This is a genomic window from Mesorhizobium sp. P2_C4 (genome assembly GCF_056404575.1).
Window position 1 is genome coordinate 193,680 of sequence record NZ_JBFUDT010000009.1, and the last position, 25,491, is coordinate 219,170.

Below are 25,491 nucleotides of genomic sequence, written 5' to 3' on the forward strand. Positions count from 1 at the left end.
TCCCCGGCCGGTACCATTCACTCTTTCGCGCCGTCCAGCGCAAGGTTGAGCGCCAGCACGTTGACCACCGGCTCGCCCATGAAGCCGAGTTCGCGGCCCTCGATGTTGCTGTCGACCAGGGTCTTGACCTTGGCTTCATCGATGCTTCTGGCCTTGGCCACCCGGGCGACCTGGAAATAGGCGGCTTCAGGACTGATATGCGGGTCCAGCCCGCTGCCGGAGGTCGTGACCAGATCCATCGGCACCGGCTGGTTCGGATTTTCCGCCTTCAGTTTTTCGGCATCGCCCTTGATGCGGTCGATCAGCTTGGGATTGGTCGGGCCGAGGTTGGTGCCGCTGGAGGCGGCGGCGTTGTAGCCGTCGCCGGCAGCCGAAGGGCGGCCGTGGAAATACTTATCGCTGGCGAAGCCCTGGCCGATCAGTTCGGAGCCGATGACCTTGCCGTCCTTCTCGATCAGGCTGCCATTAGCCTGATGTGGAAACAGGGCCTGGGCGATCTCGGTCATGCCCAGGGGATAGGCCAGGCCGGTCAGGAGGGTGAAGAAGACGATCATGACGATCGCGGGTCTGATTTGCTTGAGCATGAACGTAATTCCTTATGCGAGGCCAAGCGCGGTGATGGCCATGTCGATCGCCTTGATGCCGACGAACGGAACGATGATGCCGCCGAGGCCGTAGACGAGAAGGTTGCGGCTGAGCAGCGCGCCGGCGCCGATGGCGCGGTATTTGACGCCTCTCAGCGACAGTGGGATCAGCGCGATGATGATCAGCGCGTTGAAGATGATGGCCGATAGGATGGCGCTCTGCGGCGTCGCCAGGTGCATGATGTTGAGCGCCTGCAGCGGGCCGGTGGTCTGCCCCGGCGCGATGTAGAAGACGGCGAACATGGCCGGGATGATGGCGAAGTACTTGGCCACGTCGTTGGCGATGGAGAAGGTCGTCAGCGAACCGCGCGTCATCAGCAGCGCCTTGCCGATTTCGACAATCTCGATGAGCTTGGTCGGATCGCTGTCGAGATCGATCATGTTGCCGGCCTCTCGCGCGGCAACGGTGCCGGTGTTCATGGCTACGCCGACATCGGCCTGGGCAAGGGCGGGCGCGTCGTTGGTGCCGTCGCCGCACATGGCGACCAGCTTGCCCTTGGCCTGCTCGTCGCGGATCAGCTTCAGCTTGTCCTCGGGTGTCGCCTGGGCCAGGAAGTCGTCGACGCCGGCTTCAGCCGCGATCGCCGCCGCAGTCATCGGATTGTCGCCGGTGATCATCACCGTGCGGATGCCCATGCGGCGCAGTTCGGTGAAGCGTTCCTTGATGCCACCCTTGACGATGTCCTTGAGGTGGACGACGCCGAGCAGGCGCCCATCACGCTCGACCGCCAGCGGCGTGCCGCCGGACTTGGCGATCTCGTCGGCAATCGTCTGCAGGTCGCGCACGGCGTCGCTGCTTGGACGCGTGCCCTGCGTGGCTGATGTCGACTGGTTGACAAAAGCGAGCACCGAATCGACCGCGCCCTTGCGGACCGACGAGCCATCGATGTCGACGCCGCTCATACGGGTCTGCGCGGTGAAAGGCACGAAGGTGGCGTGCAGTGTTGCCATGTCGCGGGCGCGGATGGCGTATTTCTCCTTGGCCAGCACGACGATCGAGCGGCCTTCCGGAGTTTCGTCGGCGAGCGAGGCGAGCTGAGCGGCGTCGGCCAGTTCCTGTTCGGTGACGCCCTTGACCGGACGAAACTGCGTCGCCTGGCGGTTGCCGAGCGTGATGGTGCCGGTCTTGTCGAGCAGCAATGTGTCGACGTCGCCTGCCGCCTCGACGGCGCGGCCGGACATGGCCAGCACATTGAAGCGCACCAGGCGGTCCATGCCGGCAATGCCGATGGCCGACAGCAGGGCGCCAATGGTGGTTGGGATCAAAGTGACGAACAAAGCGACGAGCACGGTCACCGAGATGTAGCCGCCCGAGTACGAGGCGAAGCTCGGGATCGTCGCCGTCGCCAACACGAAGATCAGCGTCATGCCGACGAGCAGGATGTTGAGTGCGATTTCGTTCGGCGTCTTCTGGCGCGAGGCTCCTTCGACCAGCGAGATCATACGGTCGAGGAAGGTGTGGCCGGAAGCCGCGGTGATGCGCACGCGGATCCAGTCGGACAGCACCTGCGTGCCGCCGGTGACGGCGGAACGGTCGCCGCCGGATTCACGGATGACCGGCGCCGACTCGCCTGTTATCGCCGCCTCGTTGACCGAGGCGACGCCTTCGATCACTTCACCATCCGACGGGATGATGTCGCCGGCTTCGACCAGCACCGCGTCGCCAACCTTCAGGCTGGTGCCGGGCACCAGCTTGAATTTTGTGCGGTCCTCGCCGGTCAAAAGCTTGGCCTGGGTCTCGGTGCGCGCCTTGCGCAACGAATCCGCCTGCGCCTTGCCACGGCCTTCGGCGACCGCTTCGGCGAAATTGGCGAACAGCACGGTGAACCACAGCCAGATGATGATCTGCAGCGAGAAGCCGAGATCGCCGCCGCCGGTGACGAGATCCTTGATGAAGAGCACGGTGGTGAGCGCCGAGACGACGGCGACGACGAACATCACCGGGTTCTTGCTCAAGGTGCGCGGGTTCAATTTCCTGAAGGCGCCGCCGATGGCGGGCCACAGGATGCGGGCATCCATGATACTCGCGGATTTTGCGTGACTCATTTTGAAGCTCCGGCTTCGCTGTTGTTGGACGGCACCGTTCGATCGGATGCCGAAAAGGGTGGCCCGTAGACCAGCACCCAGATCACGATCATGACTGCCGCGAGGCCGAGGAATGTGGACACGCTCGGGAAGGGAGGGGGAGTTGCCTCCCCCTCATTGTCGGCCCGGGGCCGAGCCTTGCGGCGCATGATGTTGAACCAGCTCATGACGGTCTCAGAAGGTCTGCCCATGGATGCCGGCCAGATGTTCGACGATCGGACCGACGGCCAAAGCCGGGAAGAAAGTCAGGCCGCCGACGATCAGGATGACGCCGACCAGCAGGCCGACGAACAACGGACCGTCGGTCGGGAAGGTGCCGGCCGAGGCCGGAACCGTCTTCTTCGCCACCAGCGAGCCGGCGATTGCCAAGGCCGGAATGATGACCAGGAAGCGACCCATCAGCATGCCGATACCGATGGTGATGTTGTACCAGGGCGTGTTGCCGGTCAGGCCGCCAAAGGCCGAGCCATTGTTGGCCGCCGCCGAGGTGTAGGCATAGAGAACCTCGGAGAAGCCGTGCGGGCCGGCATTGCCCATCGACGCCACACCGGTCGGCAGCACCACCGCGATGGCGGTGAAGATCAGCATCGCCAGCGGCAGGCAGAGAATGGCGAGCATTGCCATCTTGACCTCCTTGGCCTCGATCTTCTTGCCGAGATATTCGGGCGTACGGCCGACCATCAGGCCGGCGACGAAGACGGCGACGACGATGTACATCAGGATGCCGTAGAGACCGGCGCCGACACCGCCGACGATGACTTCGCCGAGCTGCATGTTGATGATCGGGATCATGCCGCCCAGCGCGGTGAAGGAGCCATGCATGGCATTGACCGCGCCGCAGGACGCAGCCGTGGTGATGACGGCGAACAATGCCGACAAAGCAATGCCGAAGCGGCTCTCCTTGCCCTCCATGTTGCCGCCGTCGATGCCAAGCGCATGGACGAGCGGGTTGCCGGCGGCTTCCGCCCAATAGCAGATGGCGACGCCGGCGATGAACATGACGCCCATGGCGGCGAGGATCGCCCAGCCCTGGCGCTGGTTGCCGATCATGCGGCCGAAAACGTTGGTCAGCGCAGCGCCAATGGCAAAGATCGTCACCATCTGGATCAGGTTGGAGATGGCGTCGGGGTTTTCGAACGGGTGGGCGGCGTTGGCGTTGAAGAAGCCGCCGCCATTGGTGCCGAGCATCTTGATGGCGACCTGCGAGGCGACCGGGCCGACCGCGATCGTCTGCTGGGCGCCCTCGAGCGTTGTTGCGTTGACATAGGCGCCGAGCGTCTGCGGCATGCCGAGCCAGACATAGACCAGTGTCAGGACGATGCAGAACGGCAAAAGCAGATAGAGGGTGGAGCGGGTCATATCGACCCAGAAATTGCCGATCGATTTGCCCGACGCCCGGGCAAAGCCACGGATCAGCGCAATGGCGATGGCGATGCCGGTGGCCGCCGACAGGAAGTTCTGCACGGTGAAGCCGGCCATCTGCACGAAGTAGGACATCGTGCTTTCGCCGCCGTAGTTCTGCCAGTTGGTGTTGGTCATGAAGCTGGCGGCGGTGTTGAAGGCAAGCCCTGGCTCGACTGATGTCATGCCGGCGGGATTGTAGGGCAGGCTGCCCTGCAGCCGCTGCAAGGCATAGAGCACCAGGAAACCGGCAAGGTTGAAGAACAGCAGGGCCGCCGCATAGCCGGTCCAGTGCTGCTCCTCGCGCTCGCTGGTTCCCGAAATGCGATACAGGCCGCGCTCAAGCGGGCCAAGAAGCGGCGAAAGCAATGTGCGTTCGCCGGTGAAGATGCGGTGCATGTAGCCGCCGAGCGGCTTGACCAGCAAAATGACGATCCCGCAAAAAACGAGGATCTGGAGCCATCCGTTGAGAGTCATTGAAGGTGCTTTCCGTGCCTGGTGCCAGGTGCTGTCAGAAGCGTTCTGGACGAACGAGGGCGTAAGTCAGGTAGGCGAGGAGGAACAAGGTCACACCGCCACCGAGGATATAGTCGACAAGCATTTTGTGATCCCCGCTCAAATTCTGTCGCAGGCTTTGACGTAGGCGAAGGACAGGGCGAAAAACAAAACCCCGATCCCGATGACAATGATGTCCATTGTGCTGTTCCTTACTTGCGCTTTGTACTTGGTGCCTGCAGCCGGCAGGGTCGAAATTCCATGAAAGGGACTCGCCGTGGCTTGATCAGCGACGGCGCCAGGAGCGTTCTGCTCGCGATGGAATATGGACCCGACCGCCATAAAGGTTCGAGACGGGGCGCAGAGGAAAGATATAAAATTCCTATAAAGATTTCCGACTGCCGCACGCCAGGCTTCGGGGTTGTTGCGAGCGGATTATCGCCATTATGCTGGGGGTCGACGAACGGCAGAGAAGGGCCGGGAGGTCGGGAATTTTCACCGCGCTCGGCGTGCAGGATGAAGGAAGACCAGATGCTCGATATGGCACCATCGAAACAGGCGGCGACATGGCTTTCCGCCTTTGCGCGCGCGCTCGAAGCAAGCGACGCCACGGCGGTGACCGGTCTGTTCGTCGAGGACTGCTATTGGCGCGATCTTTTGACCTTCACCTGGAACGTCAAGACCATGGAAGGCCACGCCGCGATCCGCGCCATGCTGGACGCGACGCTGGCGACGACCAGACCAAACGCGTGGCAACTCGCCGGCGAAGCCACCTCGGGCGAAGGCACCGTGGAGGCCTGGTTTACCTTCGAGACGTCATCGGCGCGCGGCCAGGGTGTGATGCGTTTGCAGGACGGCAGATGCCGGACGCTGTTCACGGCGATGAGCGATCTCAAGGGATTTGAGGAACGCAAAGGCCCGGCGCGGCCACTGGGTGTGCGCCACAAGGCCGATCCGGACCGCGAGACCTGGTCGGAGGCGCGGGCGCGCGAGACGCGCGACCTCGGCGCCAGCGAACAGCCCTATTGCCTGATCATCGGCGGCGGCCAGGGCGGCATCATGCTGGGGGCGCGGCTGCGGCAACTGGGCGTGCCCACGATCATCATCGAGAGGAATGCCCGGCCCGGCGATTCCTGGCGCAACCGCTATCGCTCGCTCGTGCTGCACGACCCGGTCTGGTACGACCATCTGCCCTACATTCCGTTCCCGGAAAACTGGCCGGTGTTCACGCCCAAGGACAAGATGGGCGACTGGCTGGAGATGTACACGCGGGTCATGGAACTCAACTATTGGGTGGCGACGAAGTGCATCAGCGCCAGCTATGACGAGGCCGAAAAGGTCTGGACTGTCGAGGTGGAGCGCGTCGGCCGGCGCATCACGCTGAAGCCGAAGCACATCGTCTTCGCGACCGGCGCCTATGGTCCGCCGCGGCAGATCGATCTGCCGGGCGCGGACCGGTTCAAGGGCGAATTGCTACATTCCAGCCAGTATTCGAGCGGCGAGAAATTCCGCGGCAAGCGGGTTGCCGTCATCGGCGCGGCAAGTTCGGGCCATGATGTCAGCGTCGATCTGTGGGAGAGCGGCGCCGAGGTGACGATGGTCCAGCGGTCGCCGACGACCGTGGTCAAGTCGGACACGCTGATGGAGGTGGGCTTCGAGATCTTTTCGGAAAAAGCGCTGGCGCGCGGCATCACCACCGAGAAGGCCGATATGATCGTCGCCTCGACGCCGTTCGCGCTGCTGCCGAAAGGCCAGCAGGCGCTCTACGAAGTCATCAAGGCGCGCGACGCGGCGTTCTACGACCGGCTGCGCGGTGCCGGCTTCGCCATCGATTTCGGCGAGGACGAGACCGGCCTGCTGATGAAGGCCTATCGCACCGGCTCGGGTTTCTACATCGACGTCGGCGCCTCGGAATTGATCATCGACGGCGAGATCGGCGTGCGCAGCGGCGTGGCGGTCAAGTCGCTGACGCCGACAGGGATCCTGTTCGACGACGGCACCGAACTGGCGGCGGACGCGATCATCTCCTGCACCGGCTACCAGTCGATGAACGAGACCGTGGCCGGCATCGTCTCGCGCGAGGTCGCCGACAAGGTCGGCCCCTGCTGGGGGATTGGCTCGGGCATGAAGGGCGACCCCGGACCGTGGCAAGGCGAATTGCGCAATATGTGGAAGCCGACCGCGCAGGAAGCGCTGTGGTTCCAGGGCGGCAATCTGGCGCTGTCGCGGTTCTACTCGAAGTATGTGGCGCTGCAGATCAAGGCGCGGATGGAGGGGATTGCGACGCCGGTTTATGGGAAGCCGAGTAGTGCACAGCGGTGACGTTCGATCTCCCCCCTTGTGGGGGAGATGGCCGGCAGGCCAGAGGGGGGCGCCGTCCCGCCGACGTCTCTTCCGATCCGTATTGCCTCGTCAGCCGGTTTCTCGATCGGTCGCAAGACGACTAAGGTTGGCGTTCCGTCGCGCCCCCCTCTGCCCTGCCGGGCATCTCCCCCACGAGGGGGGAGATTGGCTTATCACCCACGCCCGAAATGCCTCGCGGCAACCTCGACATGCGTATGTTGCGCATGCGCTTCAAAGCGCTCGGTCTCGTTGTGGTCAGGCGCCTCGTTTGGCCACCATGTGCCGCCGATGACAATGCCGTCTGCGACCAGCCGCTGCTCAGCCACCAGCGATGCGCCGACCGCATCGACAAAGGTGAAGCGACCCGAAATTTGCCGCAGTACCGCGACGTCGCCGATGCCGCCAACTTTCAACGTGCCGAGATCAGGCCTGGCGATCGCCTCGGCCGGCCGCTGCGTGGCGGCGCGCAGGACTTCGACCAGTGGCATGCCGAGCGCCAGCAGCTTCGACATGCAGACCAGGATATCGAAGGCTGGACCGTCGACGCAGTAGAGATGCACGTCGCTGCTGATGACGTCGGGCGCCAGCCCTTCCCTGAGCATCGCCTTGGCGACCTCGAAGTCGAACGAGCCCATGCCGTGGCCGATGTCGAAAATGACGCCGCGCTCGCGCGCCAGATGCATGTCCGGTCGCACCGCGCCGGAGGCGAAGATCGGCGCATTGGGAAACGGCCGGAAACAGTGGGTGAGAATGTCGCCCTTGCGCAGGCGCGGCAGCACTTCCGAGCGGCCGGGCGGCGGCTCGTCAATATGCGCCATCAGCGGCAGGCCTGATTTGTCGGCGGCTTCGAGCGCGAGATCCACCGGCGCGATACCGCTGGTGCCGCCGGCATGCTTGCCGGAGCGGACTTTCACGCCGACGACGACATCGGCGTGCTCGCGTGCGGCAGCGACCACCTCGCGCGGCTCGCAGAGCCTGAGGTCGCTGCACTCACCGACCGACACGGTCTGCGAGAAGCCGAAAATGCCGGCAAACGAGATGTTGACATAGGCAAGGATGCGGACCTTCGAGCGTTCGATGACATGGCGTCGAAAGCCGATGAAATTACCCGCACCCGCACTGCCGGCGTCGATGAAGGTGGTGGTGCCGCTCTTGGCGGCGAGACGGTCGGCATCGACGCCAAGCGAGGTGCCGCCCCAGTAGACGTGGCTGTGCAGGTCGACGAGGCCAGGCGTGACGATGCAGCCGGCGGCGTCGATGACACGGGCGGCGCGCTCGGCAGGGATGTTGGTGTCGATCGCCGCGACACGGCCATCGGCGATGGCGAGATCGCGGGGCGCGTCGAGGCCGGATGCCGGATCGATGAGCCGGCCGCCCTTTATCAGCAGATCGAATTGCATCGGCGCCTGCCTCCGTTTCGTCTTACTCTCAGACCGGCCTGTAGGCGACGGCCTCGACCTCGATCTTGATGTCGATCATCAGCCGCGATTCGACAGTGGTGCGGGCCGGCGGATTCCTCGGAAAATGCCTGGCATAGACGGTGTTGAAGGTGCCGAAATCGCGCGCATCCTCGAGCCAGACCGTGGTCTTGACCACATCGTCCAGGGTGCAGCCGGCCAGCGCCAGCGCTGCCTTGATGTTGGAGAGCACCTGCTCGGTCTGCTGAACGATGCCGCCATTGACCACCAGGCCATCGCTGCCGACCGGAACCTGGCCGGAGACATAGACGAAATCGCCGGCCCGCACGGCCGGAGAGAGCGGGACATGGGATGTTCCAAAACACTGTTTGGGCAAGGAATGGCCTCCTGTCAGTCTTGTCGGGAACGCCTGCGATCCCGTTTCCTCCGGACCCTCTACGCCTCTCCTTCTATTCCTCATAGAGGCCCCTGTAAGGAAGCAACATTTTTCGAAATGCGTGTTGCTTTACGACAAACGGCGCAGCATTTTGCGCGCCGCTGGCGGATCGCGTTCACGGCGCATGGCGGTTGGCAAACGTCCAGGCAGGAGAGACCAGGAATGACCTACGACAAGAATCCGTTTCCGGCCGGCGATGCCGATCGTCACGCGCTTTGGGAGATGCTGGTGCGGCGCGACATCGACGCTTTCACCAGCCAGGACTGGTCGATGGTCGAGGACGATTTCGTTGCGGCAAGCTTCTTTGGCATGCACGCGCATTTCCTCAGCGATGCCGACGCCTGGCGGCTGCAGTTCCCGACGCTGACCGCCTATCGCGACGAGTGGCTGCGCCAGGCCAAGGAGACGGCGGCGACGGCGTTTGCCGAACCGCTGCGCGAGGCGATTTTCCGCGTCACCAACATGCGCGACATCGATGTCGACGGCGACCGGGCGGTGCTGCACAAGAAGTTCAACGGCTCTATCGCCAAGGCCGATGGCAGTGTCGACCGGCTGAAATGGCAGACGCTCTATTTCTGTACGAAAGTCGCCGGCCGCTGGAAGATTGCGGGCTTTGTCGGCTACATGCCACATCCCCTGGGCAGCTAGAGCAATTCCAGGAAAAGTGTGAAACGGTTTTCCCGGGAAAAGCGCGTAGCGCTTTCCCTTGGGAATTGCGTTAAACTCAGGTCGAACGGCCCAATCGGGGTATTCGTTCCAAATAATGCTGTCGGGCCAAATAAAGCTAACGGGACCGATGGTCGAATACGACCCCCATGGTCCTACCAATTGCCGTCATGACGATCAGCTCGACCAATTCGTCGTCGCTGTCCTCGCAAGCCGGAGCACTGCGGCGGACGGCGTCCAGTGTTGCCCTGGTCGATATGGTGTCGCCGGCGCGGAATTTTGAAAGCGCAGATGAAACAAGTTGTTGGGCTGTCAGGTCAACGACAGCCACCCTCGGCACGACGTTCATTGGCCTCCTCCTGCCATGAACCCTCCCCCATTTGAATGATACGCCGAACGGCCGATTGCGCCAGCGGAATGGTGGTCCGACCAGAGAGATTGGCGACACGCTGCCGCCAAATCTGTTCAGCCGATGAAGGCGCGATCTTGCCTGTGATAGAGTCGAGCCGATCCCGTCCAGAACTGGCCTCGAGATGAAACTGTTCTTCAGCCGCAATCCCAATCCTCGCCTCGCGGTCGCGGTGGCGCGCTATCTTCAGGCCAAGGTCGAGTTTGAATTCGCCGCGCCCATGGCGCCGGGGCAGGCCGAGCGGTTTCGGCCGCTCAACCCCAACCTTGCATTGCCGATACTGGCAGGCTCGTGGGGCAGCCTGTGGGAAGCCGACGCCATAGCCTGCCGGCTGTCACGCGACGCGCGTTCGGATTTCTGGCGCACCGGCGACGACGAACCCGAGATGATCCGATGGCTGAGCTGGGGCAAGGAAAACTTCGTCAGGGCTTGCGACACCGTGCATTTCGAGCGCGGCACCAAGCAGCGCTACGGACTTGGCCCGATCGACCGGACGCTGATCGAGGAGGGGCTGGGACAGTTCCGCATGGCGGCCGGGCTCCTCGAGGCGGAGCTTGTCGACCGGCAATGGCTGGTCGGGACGTCCGTTTCCTATGCCGATTTCCGCATGGCGACGTTCCTGCCCTTCAACGATGTCGCCGGATTGCCGCTGGGTGACTATCCCTCCGTCCTCGCCTGGTATCGCCGGCTCGAAGCCATCGACGCTTGGCGCGATCCCTTCGACGGGCTGGAGGCGCCGCTTTTGCCGCCGGTGAAGCCCGCTTGATGCAACTTCCTTAGGGGTATTCCTTAGGGGTAGGCGGGCTGGGCGCTTTGGCAGCATAAGTGTGGAACACCGGGCGGGCGATGATCGCCCGCTCGACGGGCCGCGGTCAGGTTGATAAGCCCTCTCCTCAAGGAGAGTCGACATGACCGTTGCGATCGAGATGGGACAAACGACGGCAGGCGCGCCGGCGAAGCTGGATCTCGAGGAATTGCTGGCGACCCGCCTTCTGGTGCAGGGCAATTCGGGCTCCGGCAAGTCGCATCTTTTGCGCCGGCTGCTCGAACAGAGCGCGCCCTGGGTGCAGCAGACCATCATCGACCCCGAAGGCGACTTCGTCTCGCTGGGTGACCGCTACGGCCATCTGGTGATCGATGCCGAGGAGCATACGGAACGCGGCCTGCAGGCGGCCGGCGAGCGGGCGCGCATGCATCGCGTCTCCACGGTGCTCAATCTCGAAGGGCTCGACGCCGAGAACCAGATGCGGCGCGCCGCCGCCTTCCTCGGCGGGCTGTTCGAGGTCGCCCGCGACCACTGGTACCCGATGCTGGTGGTGGTGGACGAGGCGCAGCTGTTCGCGCCGGCGGTCGCCGGCGAGGTGTCGGACGAAGCGCGAAAACTCTCGCTCGGCGCCATGACCAATCTGATGTGCCGTGGCCGCAAACGCGGGCTTGCCGGCATCATCGCCACCCAGCGCCTGGCCAAGCTCGCCAAGAACGTCGCCGCCGAGGCTTCCAATTTCCTCATGGGCCGAACCTTCCTCGATATCGACATGGCGCGCGCCGCCGACCTTCTGGGCATGGAACGGCGCCAGGCCGAGGCTTTTCGCGACCTGGAGCGCGGGCAGTTCATGGCGCTCGGTCCGGCGCTGTCGCGCCGTCCGCTGGGCCTGCGCATCGGCCCGACCGATACCAGCCCGCGCAACGGCACCCCGCGGCTGATGGCGATGCCGGAAGCGGGGCTGGAAGATGCCCGCGCGATCATCCTGGCGGCGCCGCCGCCGGAAACGGTCCGGCCGCAACGCCGCTCGTCGCCGGACCTGCTCGATCAACTGATGGCGGCGAAGTCGGCGACGCGGGAAATCCGTCCCGAAGTTGTGGAGCAGCCGATCAGCGCCGAGGATCTGGCGGAGCGGCGTGAGCGCATGGACCGCATTCTGCGCGCCGTGCTGGCGGAACCCGATGCGGGCTTTCGAGTGCTCGGCGTGCTTTATCAGGAGTTCGTCGTCCGCTGCCGCATCGAGGGCCTCGCTTCGGTGGTGCCGGCCCTGCCGGAGTTCCGCCGCATGCTGACACGTGCCCGCGCCGGGCTTGGCTCCGATATGGCGGGGGATGATGCATGGCAGGATGTCTCGGTGCGCGCCTCACTGCTGCCCGAGGATATGCAAGGCGTGTTCATGATGATCGCGCGTGCCGCAAAGGAGGGCTGGCCGTGCCCGGGCGATGCCGCGATTGCCCGCGCCTATGGCTCGCACTCGCTGCGCCGTGCCCGGCGCTTGCTGACCTATATCGAGGAGCAGGGCCTCATCGTCTGCCAGCTCGACGGCCTCGGCCGGCGCACCGTGACGCTGGTCGAACTCGCCTGGGCAACGGCACCCGGCGACCCCAATGCCGAGGAGGCGGGGCAGGCGAGTCTGGCTCTGTGATGAGGCGGACTGGGCCTATCCCGTGTCGGCGTCGCTCTACGAATACCCCCACCCCTAACCCCTCCCCACAAGGGGGAGGGGACTTCCGTAGGCGCTGACATCGGCAAACTGCCGACGTCTCGGCGCCAAGAGGATTAAGAAAGAACGCGCGGCAGCTTTCCCTCCCCCTTGTGGGGAGGGTTAGGGTGGGGGTCCTTCTTCGCAAGACTCCATATGCGATTGCCTTGCGGCTTGGTGCGCTGAACACGCTGAACAAGTTGTGTTTCGCAGATTGGCGCGCGGCGCTTTATGATCGCCTCCGATTCGCAAAACGCCTTCGACAGGAGAATGATCCGGTGCGGTTGAGATCTGTCCCGCTTGGTGTCGTCGGTATCCTCGGCCTCTTCATCGTCATCGTCGCCCTGGCGGCGTCGGCCCGATCCTTTGCCGCGCCGTCCGCCGCTCCGGCCTGGCTGCAGGCGCATGTTGGCGTGGGCGAAGGCCAGATCGCACAAGTGGTGCTGGACAGGGCGCGCGCGCTTTACCTGAAAAAGGTGAGCCAGGGCGCCGTCAGGAACCCCTGCTATTTCGCCATGGACGCGACGCGCCCCGGCGATCTCGGCAACAACGTGCTCGGGCGCCGTTATTACGTGATCTGCGAAGCCAGCCAGTCGTTTCGCGCAATTTCGTCGGGTCACGGCGGCGGTCGCAATCTGAAAGGCGTCGCCGATTTCTCGAACGGAAAACGCTGCGCGAAAAACTTCGGCAATGCGCTGGATTCGTCATTGACCGCCGGCGGCGCCTATATGACCAGCGAGGCGAAAACCTCGTTCAAGGGCTATTACCGCACCGGCGCGAAACAGGACGCGGTGTTGCTGCGCACCTTCATCCAGTTCGACGGCGAAGGCGAATCCGGCAACGCTAGGCAACGGGTGATCGGCGGCCATGCCGCCCGGCTGCTCAAGGGAATGTGCCTGCGCAAGAACCCCAACAGTTCCTACGCCGACCATGACGGCTTCGTGCCTTATGGCAAGCTGGTGGACTACGCCGGCGGCCGCAGCAATGGCTGCACCAGCTGGTCGCCTTCGGATGCAGACCAGATGATCGCGATGGTGAAGAACAACCCGACGACGCTCTACATCTACCCGGAATCGCGCGACATCGCCGCCGCCGGCAAAGCCGGCGCCTATTGGAACGCATCCTGCCTGAAGGAAATCGGCGCCCCGAAATTCTGGCCGCGAAAAACCCTCGAACCGATCATCGCGCAATACAAGAAGGACCATCCGGCCCCACCGCCGCAGCCGCTGCCGATTTGTACGGGGCCGTGAGGTTCCCGAAGCGCCTGCCTGGAACCAAACCACGGGCTAGATTGTTCAAGTTTGATTCGACGCCGACGAGCCCTGCCTGTTGGGTAAGCGGCAATCTTGTGGAGCTCTCATCATGAACATTTCATCCAGCTTTCGTTCGCTAGCGGCTGCCGTCATCGCCGCAGGCGCTGTCAGTGCTGCAAGTGCAGCGCATGCCGACAGCGGCACGATCCGCTTCGCCGTCTACAAGGCGGCGTTCTTCGTCGGCGGCTCCGGAGGCGAGGGCACGCTGACCTTCCATGGCCGCAGCTATCCGATCACGGTCGGCGCCGTCTCGGGCGGCTTCGCCTTTGGGGTTTCCAAGACGTATTTCCGCGGCACCGTGCGCCATATCCGCAGGGTCCGGGATGCGACCGGGGTTTACGGCGCGGCGGGCGGTGGCGGCGCGCTCGGCAAAGGCGCCCAGGTGATCGTCATGACCAATGACAGGGGCGCCCAACTCGAACTCACGGGCAGGCAGGTCGGCCTGCAGATCAACGCCGATCTCAGCGGCATGGCGATTTCGTTGAAGTAGGGGGCGGCACGTCAGGTGCGGTAAGCCCGGCGTTGATCAGGGCAATCGCGCAAGGCGTCCCCCCACTCCGTCTCGGCTTCGCCGAGCCACCTCTCCCCATTTCATGGGGGAGAGGAAATGCCAGTCGCCGAAGTCGCGACCCTAGAACTCGAGTTCCTCTCGCCACTACGATTTGGGCGCCTTGATCAGGCCGAGACGTTCATTTGTTCGCCCCGATCACCGACTGCTCCTGGTCGATCACGGCACCGGTCATCGGCCCGGCCGCGTCGGAGAGCAGGAAGACGGCAAGGTTGGCGATGTCGTTTGGCGTCAGCAGCCGGCCGAAGGGCTGCGCGGCGTTGGCCGTGTCGAGCCAGCCTGGACCATGGCCGAGCGTTTCGGCTTGCATGGTGCGTTCGGCCGGCGTGTCGGTCCAGCCGACATTGATGCCGTTGACGCGGATGCGGTCGAAGCGATGGGCGTTGGCGGCGTTCTTGGTCAGCGTCGCCAGCGCGCCCTTGGTGGCGGAATAGACGGCGAGTTCCGGCGAGCCGCAATGCGCGTTGACTGACACGATGTTGACGATGGCGCCGCCCTGGCCGCGCTTGACCATGTCGGCGATTGCCGCCTGCATCAGGAAGAACGGTGCGCGCGCGTTGACGGCGAAGAGCGACGCCCAGTCGTCGAGACTGGCATCGACGAAGGAAGCACGATCAGTCAGGCCGGCTGCGTTGACTAGCGCGTCTATGCGGCCGAAGCGGCTCACGCATTCCGCCGCCAGCAGCGCTGGTGCCTCAGGGTCCGCCAGGTCAGCGGCGACGAAAATAGTTGGCGTGCCGATCTGCGAAAGCTCAGCCGCCACCGCGTTGCCCCGCGTTGGTTCGCGGCCAGAAATCAGCAGGCCGCCGGCGCCGCTATGCGCAAGCGTTTCCGATATCGCACGACCGATGCCTTGCGTGGCGCCGGTGACCAGCACCACCTTGTCGTCGAGCCGAATCTCCATTCCTCCTCCTGGAGTTTCTATTTTCCAGATATCGAATGACAGGTCCCGCTAGTCAATTGCGCCAGCGGCGGTTCGCGGGGATAGCCGATCTCCCCCACGAGGGGGGAGATCACCCTAGTTGCTTTGCCAAATCCGACAGCATCGGGCGCTGCCCTGCAAGGATTTTGACCTCGGCCTCGGGCAAGCTGAACCAGCCAGCTTTGTCGACCTCCGGGAACTCCTTCATCGATCCAGACCGTGGCGGCCATTCCATGGTGAAGCTGTTGCTCCTGATGGTGGCGACATCGATCTCGGTCAGCGCCTCGACCGACCAGGCCATGACGATCTTGCCGCCCGGTTGCTTGTAGTCGCCAAGGCGCGCGAAGGGGCCATCGATCTCGAGGCCCAGCTCTTCCTCGGTCTCGCGTTGCGCGGCCGTCAACTCGTCCTCGTTCTCGCCGACGAGGCCCTTCGGTATCGACCAGGCACCATCGTCCTTCTTCGCCCAGAACGGTCCACCGGGATGAACCAGTAGCACCCGAACATTGTCATCGGCCCGACGGTAGATCAGCAATCCCGCACTGCGTTTTACCATTTCGATACTCTCGTTTGCGAAGCTGGTTCCAAGGGGCAGCACTCAAGAATTATCACCGAACCCTGGATGCATACCTTGTGCCGACAAATTGCGACGTTATGTCAGGTGCATCCGCATTGCTCCCCACCTGGAGAATAGGCAATCTGGATGCAGCCGCGAATCTACAGCGCCAAAGACTAGCCGGGGCGTCCTCAATGCAACTCGGTCTTATCGGCTACTATAGCGACTTCGTTGTCTATCCGCTGGTGATCGCCGTGCTGGCAGTGGCCGGGCTGCGCGAGGCCGGCGAAAGCAATGCGCCAGGCTGGATAGCCACGGTTATCGCGTGTCTGTGTCTGTGGACGCTGACCGAATACCTCCTGCACAGGTTCGTGCTTCACCACATTCCGTACATCAGGGACCTGCATGATCGTCACCATGTCGAGGAGCGCAGTTCCGTTGGCACGCCGACCTGGCTCAGCCTCGGCGTGCATGCGCTGATCGCGTTTTTCCCGGTATGGATGGTGTCGGATTTTTCAACCGCAAGCGCGGTCAGCTGCGGGCTGATGCTGGGCTATCTCTGGTACATCAGCACCCACCACATCATTCATCACTGGCACCCCGCCCATCCGAGCTATCTCTACACGCTCAAGCGCCGCCATGCGGTGCATCACCATGTCGACGAAACGGTCAATTTCGGCGTGACGTCAGCTTTCTGGGACAGGGTGTTTGGCACGGCGCGGCTCTAAGGGACCGAGGGTATGCCCGGGCCGGTCAGCGCCGCTTTCCGCGACCGCCGGGGGATTTCGCTCCACGCGGCCCGCTCTGCACCGGCGTGTTGCTCTGGTTTTCGTCGGACAGTTTGCGCCAGCGGGCAAGGCGCTCCGGATCGAGCGTACCAGCCTTCAACGCTGCCTGCACCGCGCAGCCCGGTTCGTGGACGTGGGTGCAGTCGCGGAATTTGCACAGCGGGGCAAGCTCGGTGATTTCGGCAAACAGCGTGTCGATGCCATAGGCGACGTCGCTGACCTGCAGCGTGCGCATTCCTGGCGTGTCGATCACCCAGCCGCCGCCAGCAATGGCGTGCAGCGATCGCGCGGTGGTGGTGTGGCGTCCCTTGGCGTCGTGTTCGCGAATGCCGGCGGTCTGTTGCGGCAATTGCTGCGCCGATCCGGCCAGCGTGTTGACCAGCGTCGATTTGCCGACGCCGGAGGAACCGACCAGCGCCACCGTCTGGCCCGCGCCGCACCAGGCGGCCAGCGCGGTTGCGGCGTCTGATATGCGAGGGTTCAACATCACCACGGACAGGCCGCGCTGCAGTGCTGCGGCTTGGCTTTGATACGCCTCGGCGTTTTCAGCCGTATCGGCCTTGGTCAGCAGGATCACCGGCGTCGTTCCGGCCTCGTTGGCCAGCGCCAGATAGCGCTCGAGCCGGGCGATGTTGAAATCGGCATTGCAGGAGGTGACGATGAACAGCGTGTCGACATTGGCCGCGGCCAGCTGCGGGGTCCTGCCGCCCTGGGTGCGGCGCTCCAGCACCGTCTTGCGGGTCAGGCGGCGCTGCAGCAGATGACTATAGGGCTCGACGAGAACCCAGTCGCCAACGGCATAGTCGCCGGTGTTGGCATTGGCCGGCAGCGTCAGATCCATTTGCCCCGTCTGCGATATTCCGGCCAGGCGGTCACGGTGCACCGTGGCAATGCGCGTCGGGACGAGTTTTTTCTCATCGGGTTCAAGCTGATCGGCGAAGAAATCAGTCCATCCGAGGCTGGCAAGCGAGGCGAGGTCCGTCACAGCTTTGACCACGGCGTCGCAGACATCGGACAGTATCCTTGGCAAAATGGGCGCGGACGAGAGCCCGTCGGGACGGGCGATCTGCCCCAACGTTGTATGGGCGGCGTGGTGGGATTTGGCAAGCCGAGTGCAGCCATCAAAACCAGATCGGGAGGCCTGGCATTCGCCAAACCTCCCGAAATGCATGTCGATCGTCGGGAGGTGTCTCCCGCCCCGCTACAGTTCAATTACACGCAGGCTTGGCGCTGTTGCAGGCGTCGAGCAGTTCCTGCGGCGGGTCCTTGTGGAACACCGTCTTGAACGATTCCAGCACGTTGGACTGCACGACGGGCAGAGACTGCACACCGACCCAGGCCGGTGGCGTCTGGCCGATCAGCGCCTTCATCATGGCCAGCGCTTCGGCAACGCCCTGATCGTATGGCCGCTGCGAACCGGTTGCCTTAAGCGGACCGCCCTTGGCGATCTCGATCGCCGATTGCAGGCCGAGATCGACGGTGGCGATCGGGATGTCGATGCCCTGGGCGCGCATGGATGACAGCGTGTCGAGCGCCGGCTGGTCCCACACCGCATACAGGCCCTTCACGTCGGGATTGCCGGTCAGGAAGTCGCCGGCGATCTGCGACACCTTCGACGGATCGGTGAAGTCGACCTGCTTCATGATGATGTCGGGACGGTTCTTCTTCATCCACTCGGACACGCCCTTGGTGCGCTCATTGGTGCTGAAATAGTCGACGCCGAAATTCACCAGGCCGATCGTGCCGCCCTGCGGCATGCAGGAGGCGAGGATCGTCGCCGCGATCTGGCCATTGCCCTGGCTGTCGGCCGAGACCATCGTGGCAAAATCCTCAGGATGCTTGAGGCCGGTCGGGATCGAATCCATGAAGACCAGCTTGATGCCGGCCTGCTGGACCTTCTTGTAGGTCGGCGCCGTGGCGGTGAAGTCGACCGGGATCGAGATGATGCCGTCGGGATGCTGCTGGATGGTGTTTTCGATGTCGGCGATCTGCTTGTCCACCTGATACTCGGCGGAAGCGACGCCGGTGACGGTGACGCCATATTTCTTCAGCGTCTCGCTGATGCCTTGCACCTGCAACTGCGACCAGTCGAGATTGACCGTCTGCATGGAAATGCCGACCTTGAAATTGCCGGCCTTGACCTTGGCGGCTTCGTCGTCGGTCAGCGCCAGTTCGTCGGGCGAAGCGGCCTTTTCGCCATTCGGGCCTTGCCCGACAATGCCCTTCGGGCCGAGCGTGGCCAGGTCGACGCCGGTAACGCAGGTGGCCGGTACTTCGGCGAGGCTGACTACGGTCGACAGCGCCAGTGCGCTTGCCGCCAGGCCCAGGATTGTGGTCAGGCGTGATGGATGTTGCATGCTTTCTCCTCCGTTGGTCGTCTCCTCTCCCCATGATTGGGTGAGGCATTTGCGTTCCCGGATCGCGGCGGTCTACCTCTTGGTGAAGGCAACGGCGGCGACGATGATGGCTCCCTTGATGACAAGCTGAAGCGATGAGCTGACGCCCAACAAAACCAGCCCGTTGTTGAGCGTGCCGATGATCAGGCTGCCGAGCAGTGTGCCCAACACAAAGCCGCGCCCGCCAAACAGGCTGCAGCCGCCAAGGATCACCGAGGCGATGACATCGAGTTCCATGCCCTGGACAACGTCGGGCCGCGCCGCATGCGAGCGCGCCGAAAGCACCAGCGATGCAAGGCCGGCAAGCGTGCCCGTCAGCACGAAGGCCAGCGTCGTGACCTGCTTGATATGGATGCCTGAATAGAGGGCCGCCGTCGGGTTACCGCCGGCGGCGTAGATCCTGCGGCCATAGACGCTGTAGTGCAGCAGCAGGATGCCCGCCACGGTCACCGCCAGCGTCCAGATGATCGGCGCCGGAATGCCGAGCAGCGAACCCTCGCCGAAGATGGCAAAGTAATTCTCGTTGGTGATGATGACCGGCTTGGTGTTGGTCACCATCAGCGCCAGGCCACGCGCGGCGCTCAGCGTGCCAAGCGTGACCAGGAAGGACGGAATGGCGAGCTGCATCGTCAGCACGCCGTTGATCAGGCCGATGAGGGCGCCGGTGCCAAGCCCGGCCACGGCGCCGACGATCCAGCTGTTGTAGACGAACGACATGGCAAGGGCTGCACTCATGCCCGACAGCGCCAGCGTCGAGGCGACCGACAGGTCGATCTGCCTGGAGATGATGACGAAGGTCATGCCGACGGCGATGATCGACACCAGTGTCGTCTGGCGGCCGATGTTGAGGAAATTGTCGATCGACAGGAACCAGGGCGATGCCAGGCTGAAGACGATGAGCATGACCAGGAAGGCGAGATAGAGCATGTAGGGCCGCTCGCCCTGGACGAGATGCTGCAGGATCGAGCGTCCGCCGGCGGACTGAGCCGATGCGGGTTTCGCCTGAGAGGCCAGTTCGCTGTCGGTCATGCCGCCCTTTCTCCCGAAGACTGCAAGAGCTGGACCATGTGGTGCAGATCCTCCGCGCTGCCGAGATCGGCGCGCGCAATCGTCTTGATGATGCTGCCGTCGACAACGATCGAGACGCGGTCGCAAAGCAGCAGCAGTTCGGCCAGGTCCGACGAAACCAGCAGCACGCCGGTTCCGGCCCTGGCCGCGGTGCGGATGACCCAGTAAATCTCCTCGCGTGCGCCGACATCGACGCCGACCGTCGGTTCGTCGAGCAGCAGCACCCGCGGGCGCGGCTCGTTCCATTTTCCGAAGACGACTTTCTGCTGGTTGCCGCCCGACAGGTTCCTGACGGTGGTCGAAGCGTTCGGCGCCTTCACCTTGAGCTTGCGCATGGCGCCGTCGGCCTGCTCGACCGACGCGCGATGCTGCAGCCAGCCCCAGCGCGAAAAATCCGGCAGTCGCGGCAGGGTGAGGTTGCGCTCGATGGAATGCTCGAGAACCAGCCCCTGGACATGGCGGTCCTCCGGCACCAGCGCCATGCCGCGGCGGATGGCTTGCGCGGTATCCCCGTTCTTCAGCGAGATGCCGTCGAGCGTCACGTCGCCCTGCAGAATCGGCCGCAGTCCAAAGATGGTCTGCAGGATCTCGGTGCGGCCACTGCCGATCAGGCCGGCCAGGCCATGGATCTCGCCCGCATGCAGATCGAGATGGACGCGGTCGAGCCGGTCGTTGCTGACCGCGGACAGCGCAAGCACGGGTGTCTTGCCCTGCAACGGTGACCCCTGCCGCGCGTCGACCGAGCCGGCGTCCGTCGCTCCCGCTTCCGCCTGGAGAACCGCATGCTCGGGGCCGACAATTGCGCCGACTAGCTGCCGCATATCGGTTTGCGCCGTGACGAACGTCCCAGCGTTGAGCCCGTCACGAAACACCGTCACGCGCTGCGAGATGCGAAAGACCTCGTTGAGGCGATGGGTGACGTAGATCACGCCGACGCCGCGGGCGGTGACCGCGCGGATCGCGTCGAACAGGATGCGCTCCTCGTCATCGGTCAACGCCGAGGTGGGTTCGTCCAGAACCAGCAGCCGCACGTCGCCCATCAGCGCCTTGCTGATCTCGGTCATCTGGCGATAGGCAAACGGCAGCGAGCCGACGGTCGCGCGCGGGTCGAGCGGGATCTTGTGCTCGCGAAGGAAGCTTGTGGCCGTCTCCATCAACTGCCGCTTCTTCAGAAATCCGAGCCGGTTGCGTGGTTCGCGCCCGAGCATCAGATTGGCGGCGACCGACAGCGACTCGACCAGGCTCAAATCCTGGTAGACGACGGCCACGCCGGCCTGGCGCGACTGCGACGGTGACCCGAACGATACTGGCTGGCCATCGATCTCGATCGCTCCGCCGTCATGCATATGCACGCCACTGAGGATCTTGATCAGCGTCGATTTGCCGGCGCCATTTTCACCGAGCAGGGCATGCACTTCGCCTGGCAATATCTCGAGGTTCACACCGCGCAGCGCCTGCACGCCGCCGAACCTCTTGCTGACGCCCTCGACGCGCAGCAAGGGTGTTCCCGAAACCGGTGAAATCGAACCGTGTTCGATCATCACGCCCGCATTGCCTCCCTGTTGACCGGTGCGTTCTTCGCATCGGCCGGCAACTTCTTGCAATTTCTGTTACTTTTTTTGTGACTTTTCCATCAGATCATCGAAAAGTCAAACGCGGAAATTTGCGTCAGAGGTCAGGCCTCGTGCAGCTTCGTCTCACCGTGCTCGGTGATGACGGCATCGAACCGCGCGACAGGAGCGAAGAAGGCGCGCTTCAGTTTGCCAAGCTTGCTCGAGTCGACGACAAGATAGTTCTCGCGCGCCAAAGCCATCACCTTTTGCTTCACCACCGCCTCATGAAAATGCTCGCAGGTGGCGCCGCGTTTGTCGTCGACACCGGCGGCCGAGAGGAACGCGACGTTGATGCCGACGCTGGTGAGGATGTCGAAGTCGTGGGTTCCAGAAAACGATGCCGATGCAGGGTGGTAGACGCCGCCGAGCATGATGATCGTCACATTGGCCTTGCGGGCCAGACGTTCGGCGACGTTCATGGCATAACATATTGCGGTTATTTGATAATTTTCCGGGATGAGATCGATGAGGTGGACCAGTGTGGTGCCGCAGTCGATGAAGATGGTCTCGTCCGGGCGGATCTTCTGCACGGCGTGCAGGCAGGCGTCGCGCTTGGCCGCCGCATGGCTGTCGGCAGCGGTCGCCAGTTGATAAGGAATGTCGGCTTCGATCTGCGCGGCCGACATGATATGCCCACCCAGATAGGCAAAATGCTCCGGGTTTTCGGCGACATCCCGGCGAACCGTCATTTCCGACACGCCGAGCAGCACGGATGCCTCGCTCAGATGGATGACACGACGTTCCGACAACGCGTTGATCAACCTCACCGTCCTCTGGGCCTTGCGTGCGGTCATGTCTTTGGCTCTTGTTTGAAATCTGTGATAAATTTAACAAGAGATGTTATTGCTGCGCAAGTGATTGTCAAATCTTATCAACACCGCAGGCCGATGCGGCGGCTTAAGCGTCCTTTGGCGGGTCGTGACAACATCTGCGACACGCTTTGGCTACCAGAGGTCCCCGGCAAAAAGCCTGGCTGTCTCCGAATGGCCGTTGGACAGGGTCGGGTTTGCCCCGAAGCGCGCCCCGGCTGCCGACCATGCGGCCAGCTGGCCCGCCGACTGCGCAACAGCAAGCGCGTCCATCAGATCACAGTGCAGGTATGTTCCTTTCAGCACCACGCCAGCGTTCGCCTGTTCGACAAAAGCGGCGAAGCCGCATGTCTCGCTGACAATCACCGGCAGCCCGTTGGCGAGTGCCTCCAGAATAACTGTTCCCGCGGTTTCAATTCGCGCCGGATGAAGCAGGATATCGGCTGCCGCCATCACTTCGGGCACATCGCTGCGGATGCCTGCAAATATGACGCGCGGCCGATTGCGGGCCGCAACCTTTGCCTGCAGCCAACGAGCCATGTCACTGTTCGGGACGATTCCGCAGACAAGCCAGACTGTTTCCGGATGGGCTGCCAGAGCTGTCGCAACGCGATCGAAACCTTTCACCCAGGCGGACGATCCGATCGACAGCCAGACGGGCGCCTCTTCCGGGATACCCAGTTCGGACCGCAAACGCTGACGCGTCCCATCGGTGCGCAGGCCAGGCAGCCGTCGGGCTGAGTCAAGATTGGGGGAGATGCGGCGGAATCGGCTGTCGGGCGTATCCCAGACACGCTGATATTCATTTTGCTGATGCGCAGTCAGCATGATCAGGCTCGTCCGGCTCCGGGGCTCGAAGCAGGCCTGCTCCAACTGCATCTGGGCGCGATAGCGGGGCGAGAAAGGGCGCCAGAATCCCGTCTTTACCGCGGCATAGGAGCGATCGCCCGAGTAGTAGATGTCCAGGTCCGGTAATCTGTTGAAACCGACGATCCGGTCGAACTCCCGACGGCGAGACAGCAGCGTCTTGCCAAGCGCAATATCGCGACCGGGATTGGTCGGCACATGGCTTTTGACGACATGAACGTTACAGCCTGGATCTGCCGCCGTTCCGCGGATTTCCGTCGTCAAAATCGTGACGTCATGGCCAGCCGCGATAAGGTGTCTGGCGACCGAAATGCAATCCCGCTGCAGCCCGCCATAAGTCGACAAATTGCTAATGGCCATGCCGAGGCGCATCTGAGGCTTTCAGTCCCACGATTTAAACCAGCCAAAACAACATGTTCGCGGCCGAGCACATAAGCGGTTGCGCATGCGTTTGGCAACAACCTATGGGATCATAACCTGCGTGGCTGAAAAAGAATTTAATCAACTTGCCGTGAGGGCATATCGGCGCATTGTGCAGAGAATCGGGCGCGTTTTCGCGGCCGCTATGGTCACATCTGCACCGACATTCCGCCGTCCACGGTCAGAACATGGCCGTTGACGAAGGAAGCCGCGTCACTGGCAAGGAAGAGGGCGGCGCCGGCAATTTCCTGCGGCTGTCCCCAACGCTGTAGCGGGACCCGCTGGCGGGCGAAGGCGAGCATATCGGGATTTTCGGCAAGTGCTGCGTTGGTCTCGGTTGCGAACATCCCCGGCGCAATGGCGTTGCTCGTCACCCCGTGCGCGCCATACTCGACGGCCATGCTGCGCATCAGGCCGGTCAACCCCTGCTTGGCGGCGGGATAGATGGCATCGCCGGACCGCGCCATCTCGCCGGAGATCGAGGTTACCGCGATCAGCCGGCCATGACCTTGCGCCTTCATGATTTCCGCCGCATCGCGCGACAGCGAGATCGCCGACAGGAGATCGGTCCGGATCAGGTCAAGGATCTCGTCGTCGCCGAAGGCGGCGAGTGGCCGCCTGTCACGAGCGCCGACATTGTTGACGAGAATATCGAGCCGGCCGCAGGTCTTGCGGATATCCGCGATCACGGCGCGGCCTGCCTGCATGTCGGCCATGTCGAAGGTCGCTGCCTGCGCGCTGCCGCCGCCCTTGGCGAGGGCGGCGACGGCACTGTCGAGCGTCGCGGCGGTGCGTCCGCTGACAACCACATGGGCGCCGGCCTCGGCAAAGGCACGTGCGATCTCGAAGCCGAGCCCACGGCCGCCTCCGGTGATCAGCGCCACGCGTCCAGCAAGGGAAAATCTGTCGAAAATGCTCATGCCCGGCGAGCCTCACTATGCACAGAGATGCCCGCGACCGGTATGAACCCGGTCGCGGGTTTGACCTCTGTCGAATGCGATCAGAGCCGCTCAGCCCGGATCTTCAGGATCTGGTACAGCATGTTTCGAATGCGCTGCCAAACGGTCAGTCGCTTGATCATGCCTTCCCCTCCCGTTGCTCGCTGATGTCATCGGCCGTTCAGATGATCTGCGCCGCCAGCGCCACGCCGACCAATGAGGTGCCGACGCCTGCCGTGCGGATGGCGCCTGGCCAGCGCCGAAGCGTCAGAGCGGCCAGCGCGCCGGTCGCGTGCAGGGCCGAAGTGGCGGCCACGAAGCCAACCGCGTAGGCGATGCCGCTGGCCGTCTCGGGAATTTCGAGGCCGTGGGCATTGCCGTGGAAGAGCCCGAAGAGGGTGGCCAGCGACGCGGCGGCGGCCAGAGGCAAGGGTCTGGCGAGCGCCATCATGGCGCCAAACACCACCAGCGACAGAGCGATGCCGGACTCCAGCGACGGCAAGCCGATCCCGGCGATGCCGAGCAGGGTGCCGCTGATCATCGCCACGACAAAACATGACGGCACGACGACGATGGCTTTGCCGCCGGTCCGGGCGGCGATGATGCCGACAGCCACCATGGCAAGCAGATGGTCGATGCCGGCCATCGGGTGTTCAAAGCCGCTCGCAAAGCCGTGGACATGGAAGCCACCGCTATGGGCGAAAGCCAGGGATGGGGTGAGGACTGCGGCGACGGCTGGGGCAAGCCTGGAGAAGGCTGCCCGGGCAAGCCTGGAGAAGGCTGACCGGGCAAACCTGGAGAAGGCTGCCCGGGCGGGCCTGGCGAGGATCGAAAGCGTTGGTTTCATCGTTCTGGACCTGTTTGAAAGGGG

25 protein-coding genes are annotated in these 25,491 nt (G+C 63.5%); 7 read left to right on the forward strand and 18 right to left on the reverse strand.

The features are described 5' to 3' along the window. Positions 1–17 precede the first annotated feature (17 nt). Genes kdpC through kdpF form a run of 5 tightly spaced genes read right to left on the reverse strand, consistent with a single transcriptional unit; the run spans position 18 to position 4,731 of the window. Positions 18–584 (reverse strand): potassium-transporting ATPase subunit KdpC, encoded by a 567-nt coding sequence (gene kdpC / locus AC1DX6_RS27180; RefSeq protein ID WP_477319074.1) that lies wholly within the window; start codon positions 582–584, stop codon positions 18–20. A 12-nt stretch (positions 585–596) separates the two neighbouring features. After that, positions 597–2,690 carry a potassium-transporting ATPase subunit KdpB gene (gene kdpB / locus AC1DX6_RS27185; protein ID WP_477319076.1) on the reverse strand — a complete coding sequence of 698 codons (2,094 nt, stop codon included), beginning with the start codon at positions 2,688–2,690 and terminating at the stop codon, positions 597–599. Next, positions 2,687–2,896, reverse strand: coding sequence for a hypothetical protein (locus AC1DX6_RS27190; protein WP_477319078.1), 210 nt, complete (start codon positions 2,894–2,896; stop codon positions 2,687–2,689). Before AC1DX6_RS27190 ends, kdpB begins: the two co-directional genes overlap by 4 nt. 7 nt (positions 2,897–2,903) lie before the next feature. Next, positions 2,904–4,607 carry a potassium-transporting ATPase subunit KdpA gene (gene kdpA, locus AC1DX6_RS27195; protein WP_477319080.1) on the reverse strand — a complete coding sequence of 568 codons (1,704 nt, stop codon included), beginning with the start codon at positions 4,605–4,607 and terminating at the stop codon, positions 2,904–2,906. A 34-nt stretch (positions 4,608–4,641) separates the two neighbouring features. Continuing rightward, on the reverse strand, positions 4,642–4,731 hold the full coding sequence (gene kdpF / locus AC1DX6_RS27200) for a K(+)-transporting ATPase subunit F (protein ID WP_081609884.1): 90 nt from the start codon (positions 4,729–4,731) through the stop codon (positions 4,642–4,644). A 425-nt stretch (positions 4,732–5,156) separates the two neighbouring features. On the opposite strand from kdpF, the gene AC1DX6_RS27205 reads away from it, so the two are divergent. Next, positions 5,157–6,947: an NAD(P)/FAD-dependent oxidoreductase gene (locus AC1DX6_RS27205; protein WP_477319082.1), complete on the forward strand. Its 1,791-nt coding sequence runs from the start codon at positions 5,157–5,159 to the stop codon at positions 6,945–6,947. A gap of 194 nt (positions 6,948–7,141) precedes the next feature. On the opposite strand, the gene AC1DX6_RS27210 is transcribed toward AC1DX6_RS27205, so the two are convergent. Together AC1DX6_RS27210 and AC1DX6_RS27215 are read right to left on the reverse strand one after the other, a co-directional pair. Next, positions 7,142–8,368, reverse strand: coding sequence for an amidohydrolase/deacetylase family metallohydrolase (locus AC1DX6_RS27210; RefSeq protein ID WP_477319084.1), 1,227 nt, complete (start codon positions 8,366–8,368; stop codon positions 7,142–7,144). A 28-nt stretch (positions 8,369–8,396) separates the two neighbouring features. Further along, positions 8,397–8,762 carry a RidA family protein gene (locus AC1DX6_RS27215; RefSeq protein ID WP_477319086.1) on the reverse strand — a complete coding sequence of 122 codons (366 nt, stop codon included), beginning with the start codon at positions 8,760–8,762 and terminating at the stop codon, positions 8,397–8,399. A gap of 222 nt (positions 8,763–8,984) precedes the next feature. On the opposite strand from AC1DX6_RS27215, the gene AC1DX6_RS27220 reads away from it, so the two are divergent. Further along, complete coding sequence (locus AC1DX6_RS27220) at positions 8,985–9,470, forward strand: hypothetical protein (RefSeq protein WP_477319088.1); 486 nt, start codon at positions 8,985–8,987, stop codon at positions 9,468–9,470. A gap of 136 nt (positions 9,471–9,606) precedes the next feature. On the opposite strand, the gene AC1DX6_RS27225 is transcribed toward AC1DX6_RS27220, so the two are convergent. Next, positions 9,607–9,837: a hypothetical protein gene (locus AC1DX6_RS27225; RefSeq protein WP_477319090.1), complete on the reverse strand. Its 231-nt coding sequence runs from the start codon at positions 9,835–9,837 to the stop codon at positions 9,607–9,609. A 184-nt stretch (positions 9,838–10,021) separates the two neighbouring features. Between AC1DX6_RS27225 and AC1DX6_RS27230 the strand changes: the two genes are divergently transcribed. From AC1DX6_RS27230 to AC1DX6_RS27245, 4 genes are all read left to right on the forward strand, one after another. Beyond that, positions 10,022–10,663 carry a glutathione S-transferase family protein gene (locus tag AC1DX6_RS27230; RefSeq protein ID WP_477319092.1) on the forward strand — a complete coding sequence of 214 codons (642 nt, stop codon included), beginning with the start codon at positions 10,022–10,024 and terminating at the stop codon, positions 10,661–10,663. A 142-nt stretch (positions 10,664–10,805) separates the two neighbouring features. Beyond that, positions 10,806–12,305, forward strand: coding sequence for a helicase HerA domain-containing protein (locus AC1DX6_RS27235; protein ID WP_477319094.1), 1,500 nt, complete (start codon positions 10,806–10,808; stop codon positions 12,303–12,305). Positions 12,306–12,640: 335 nt separating this feature from the next. Beyond that, positions 12,641–13,612 carry a hypothetical protein gene (locus AC1DX6_RS27240; RefSeq protein ID WP_477319096.1) on the forward strand — a complete coding sequence of 324 codons (972 nt, stop codon included), beginning with the start codon at positions 12,641–12,643 and terminating at the stop codon, positions 13,610–13,612. A 112-nt stretch (positions 13,613–13,724) separates the two neighbouring features. Beyond that, entirely contained in the window at positions 13,725–14,165 is a 441-nt protein-coding gene (locus AC1DX6_RS27245) for a hypothetical protein (protein ID WP_477319098.1), read from the forward strand. A 199-nt stretch (positions 14,166–14,364) separates the two neighbouring features. On the opposite strand, the gene AC1DX6_RS27250 is transcribed toward AC1DX6_RS27245, so the two are convergent. Both AC1DX6_RS27250 and AC1DX6_RS27255 read right to left on the reverse strand, forming a co-directional pair. Then, complete coding sequence (locus AC1DX6_RS27250; RefSeq protein WP_477319100.1) at positions 14,365–15,147, reverse strand: SDR family oxidoreductase; 783 nt, start codon at positions 15,145–15,147, stop codon at positions 14,365–14,367. A 109-nt stretch (positions 15,148–15,256) separates the two neighbouring features. Continuing rightward, positions 15,257–15,721 (reverse strand): NUDIX hydrolase, encoded by a 465-nt coding sequence (locus AC1DX6_RS27255; RefSeq protein WP_477319102.1) that lies wholly within the window; start codon positions 15,719–15,721, stop codon positions 15,257–15,259. A gap of 194 nt (positions 15,722–15,915) precedes the next feature. Between AC1DX6_RS27255 and AC1DX6_RS27260 the strand changes: the two genes are divergently transcribed. Continuing rightward, positions 15,916–16,449 carry a sterol desaturase family protein gene (locus AC1DX6_RS27260; RefSeq protein ID WP_477319104.1) on the forward strand — a complete coding sequence of 178 codons (534 nt, stop codon included), beginning with the start codon at positions 15,916–15,918 and terminating at the stop codon, positions 16,447–16,449. A gap of 25 nt (positions 16,450–16,474) precedes the next feature. On the opposite strand, the gene rsgA is transcribed toward AC1DX6_RS27260, so the two are convergent. The 8 genes from rsgA to AC1DX6_RS27300 form a co-directional block, all read right to left on the reverse strand. Next, positions 16,475–17,506, reverse strand: a complete 1,032-nt coding sequence (gene rsgA, locus AC1DX6_RS27265) for a ribosome small subunit-dependent GTPase A (protein ID WP_477319106.1) — start codon at positions 17,504–17,506, stop codon at positions 16,475–16,477. Between the two features lie 211 nt (positions 17,507–17,717). Beyond that, positions 17,718–18,866: a substrate-binding domain-containing protein gene (locus AC1DX6_RS27270; RefSeq protein ID WP_477319108.1), complete on the reverse strand. Its 1,149-nt coding sequence runs from the start codon at positions 18,864–18,866 to the stop codon at positions 17,718–17,720. 72 nt (positions 18,867–18,938) lie between these two features. Then, the gene (locus tag AC1DX6_RS27275) at positions 18,939–19,934 is read right to left on the reverse strand and encodes an ABC transporter permease (protein ID WP_477319110.1); all 996 of its coding nucleotides are present in this window, start codon (positions 19,932–19,934) and stop codon (positions 18,939–18,941) included. Further along, positions 19,931–21,514 (reverse strand): sugar ABC transporter ATP-binding protein, encoded by a 1,584-nt coding sequence (locus tag AC1DX6_RS27280; protein ID WP_477319150.1) that lies wholly within the window; start codon positions 21,512–21,514, stop codon positions 19,931–19,933. Before AC1DX6_RS27280 ends, AC1DX6_RS27275 begins: the two co-directional genes overlap by 4 nt. Before the next feature lie 134 nt (positions 21,515–21,648). Continuing rightward, positions 21,649–22,380: a DeoR family transcriptional regulator gene (locus AC1DX6_RS27285; RefSeq protein WP_477319112.1), complete on the reverse strand. Its 732-nt coding sequence runs from the start codon at positions 22,378–22,380 to the stop codon at positions 21,649–21,651. A 150-nt stretch (positions 22,381–22,530) separates the two neighbouring features. Then, the gene (locus AC1DX6_RS27290) at positions 22,531–23,634 is read right to left on the reverse strand and encodes a glycosyltransferase family 4 protein (protein ID WP_477319114.1); all 1,104 of its coding nucleotides are present in this window, start codon (positions 23,632–23,634) and stop codon (positions 22,531–22,533) included. 197 nt (positions 23,635–23,831) lie between these two features. Continuing rightward, on the reverse strand, positions 23,832–24,602 hold the full coding sequence (locus tag AC1DX6_RS27295; protein WP_477319116.1) for an SDR family oxidoreductase: 771 nt from the start codon (positions 24,600–24,602) through the stop codon (positions 23,832–23,834). A gap of 199 nt (positions 24,603–24,801) precedes the next feature. Further along, the gene (locus AC1DX6_RS27300; RefSeq protein WP_477319118.1) at positions 24,802–25,467 is read right to left on the reverse strand and encodes a HupE/UreJ family protein; all 666 of its coding nucleotides are present in this window, start codon (positions 25,465–25,467) and stop codon (positions 24,802–24,804) included. Between the last annotated feature and the right edge of the window lie 24 nt (positions 25,468–25,491).

What these genes read in the sequence shown, in the direction of transcription:
- AC1DX6_RS27245 (WP_477319098.1), top strand. Translation starts at nt 13,725, where the DNA reads ATGAACATTTCATCCAGCTTTCGTTCGCTAGCGGCTGCCGTCATCGCC.
- AC1DX6_RS27210 (WP_477319084.1), bottom strand. Translation starts at nt 8,368, where the DNA reads ATGCAATTCGATCTGCTGATAAAGGGCGGCCGGCTCATCGATCCGGCA.
- AC1DX6_RS27190 (WP_477319078.1), bottom strand. Translation starts at nt 2,896, where the DNA reads ATGAGCTGGTTCAACATCATGCGCCGCAAGGCTCGGCCCCGGGCCGAC.
- AC1DX6_RS27250 (WP_477319100.1), bottom strand. Translation starts at nt 15,147, where the DNA reads ATGGAGATTCGGCTCGACGACAAGGTGGTGCTGGTCACCGGCGCCACG.
- AC1DX6_RS27295 (WP_477319116.1), bottom strand. Translation starts at nt 24,602, where the DNA reads ATGAGCATTTTCGACAGATTTTCCCTTGCTGGACGCGTGGCGCTGATC.
- kdpA (WP_477319080.1), bottom strand. Translation starts at nt 4,607, where the DNA reads ATGACTCTCAACGGATGGCTCCAGATCCTCGTTTTTTGCGGGATCGTC.
- AC1DX6_RS27255 (WP_477319102.1), bottom strand. Translation starts at nt 15,721, where the DNA reads ATGGTAAAACGCAGTGCGGGATTGCTGATCTACCGTCGGGCCGATGAC.
- AC1DX6_RS27230 (WP_477319092.1), top strand. Translation starts at nt 10,022, where the DNA reads ATGAAACTGTTCTTCAGCCGCAATCCCAATCCTCGCCTCGCGGTCGCG.
- kdpF (WP_081609884.1), bottom strand. Translation starts at nt 4,731, where the DNA reads ATGCTTGTCGACTATATCCTCGGTGGCGGTGTGACCTTGTTCCTCCTC.
- kdpC (WP_477319074.1), bottom strand. Translation starts at nt 584, where the DNA reads ATGCTCAAGCAAATCAGACCCGCGATCGTCATGATCGTCTTCTTCACC.
- AC1DX6_RS27225 (WP_477319090.1), bottom strand. Translation starts at nt 9,837, where the DNA reads ATGAACGTCGTGCCGAGGGTGGCTGTCGTTGACCTGACAGCCCAACAA.
- AC1DX6_RS27270 (WP_477319108.1), bottom strand. Translation starts at nt 18,866, where the DNA reads ATGCAACATCCATCACGCCTGACCACAATCCTGGGCCTGGCGGCAAGC.
- AC1DX6_RS27285 (WP_477319112.1), bottom strand. Translation starts at nt 22,380, where the DNA reads ATGACCGCACGCAAGGCCCAGAGGACGGTGAGGTTGATCAACGCGTTG.
- AC1DX6_RS27235 (WP_477319094.1), top strand. Translation starts at nt 10,806, where the DNA reads ATGACCGTTGCGATCGAGATGGGACAAACGACGGCAGGCGCGCCGGCG.
- AC1DX6_RS27280 (WP_477319150.1), bottom strand. Translation starts at nt 21,514, where the DNA reads ATGATCGAACACGGTTCGATTTCACCGGTTTCGGGAACACCCTTGCTG.
- AC1DX6_RS27220 (WP_477319088.1), top strand. Translation starts at nt 8,985, where the DNA reads ATGACCTACGACAAGAATCCGTTTCCGGCCGGCGATGCCGATCGTCAC.
- AC1DX6_RS27205 (WP_477319082.1), top strand. Translation starts at nt 5,157, where the DNA reads ATGCTCGATATGGCACCATCGAAACAGGCGGCGACATGGCTTTCCGCC.
- AC1DX6_RS27275 (WP_477319110.1), bottom strand. Translation starts at nt 19,934, where the DNA reads ATGACCGACAGCGAACTGGCCTCTCAGGCGAAACCCGCATCGGCTCAG.
- AC1DX6_RS27300 (WP_477319118.1), bottom strand. Translation starts at nt 25,467, where the DNA reads ATGAAACCAACGCTTTCGATCCTCGCCAGGCCCGCCCGGGCAGCCTTC.
- AC1DX6_RS27290 (WP_477319114.1), bottom strand. Translation starts at nt 23,634, where the DNA reads ATGCGCCTCGGCATGGCCATTAGCAATTTGTCGACTTATGGCGGGCTG.
- AC1DX6_RS27260 (WP_477319104.1), top strand. Translation starts at nt 15,916, where the DNA reads ATGCAACTCGGTCTTATCGGCTACTATAGCGACTTCGTTGTCTATCCG.
- kdpB (WP_477319076.1), bottom strand. Translation starts at nt 2,690, where the DNA reads ATGAGTCACGCAAAATCCGCGAGTATCATGGATGCCCGCATCCTGTGG.